Origin of the sequence: Inquilinus limosus MP06, from assembly GCF_000767795.1 — a bacterium.
GTDB lineage: Bacteria > Pseudomonadota > Alphaproteobacteria > DSM-16000 > Inquilinaceae > Inquilinus > Inquilinus limosus_E.
Genome location: NZ_JANX01001142.1, coordinates 1 through 571, shown reverse-complemented (window position 1 = coordinate 571; position 571 = coordinate 1). Strand labels below are relative to the sequence as shown.

The 571-nt window shown below is 71.6% G+C and carries 1 protein-coding gene; it reads left to right on the top strand.

Annotated features, from left to right (window positions below; translation table 11 throughout):
* The coding region (locus tag P409_RS35675) for a c-type cytochrome (RefSeq protein ID WP_034849920.1) at nt 1-571 on the top strand (571 nt) is incomplete at both ends.

Sequence of the window (571 nt, the reverse complement as noted above, 5' to 3'; positions counted from 1 at the left end):
GGCGGGCGGAGATCGCGCCGATCGCCCGCCCGACCCGTCGGCCTATTCGGCGGAGACGATCGAGCGCGGCCGGCAGCTGGCGGCGCTGGGCGACTGCGCCGTCTGCCACACCGGGCCGGATGGCGTGGTCAATGCCGGCGGCCATGCCATGGTGACGCCGTTCGGCACGGTCATTTCGACCAACATCACGCCGGACCCGGAGACCGGCATCGGCGCCTGGTCCTACACCGCCTTCGAGCGGGCGATGCGGCAGGGGATCAGCCGTGACGGCCATCATCTGTATCCGGCCTTCCCCTATCCGCATTTCACCCGCATCGCCGATGCCGACATGCAGGCGCTGTACGCCTATCTGATGGCGCAGCCGGCGGTGCGGTCGACGCCGCCAAAGACGGCGCTGCCCTTCCCGCTGAATCTGCGGCCGCTGATGGCGGGGTGGAACGCGCTGTTCCTGCGCCAGGGCGAGCTGCGGCCGGAGCCGGCGCAGTCGGCGGAGTGGAATCGCGGCCGCTACCTTGTCGAAGGGCTGGGCCACTGCTCGGCCTGCCATTCCCCGCGCAACGCGGCGGGGCGG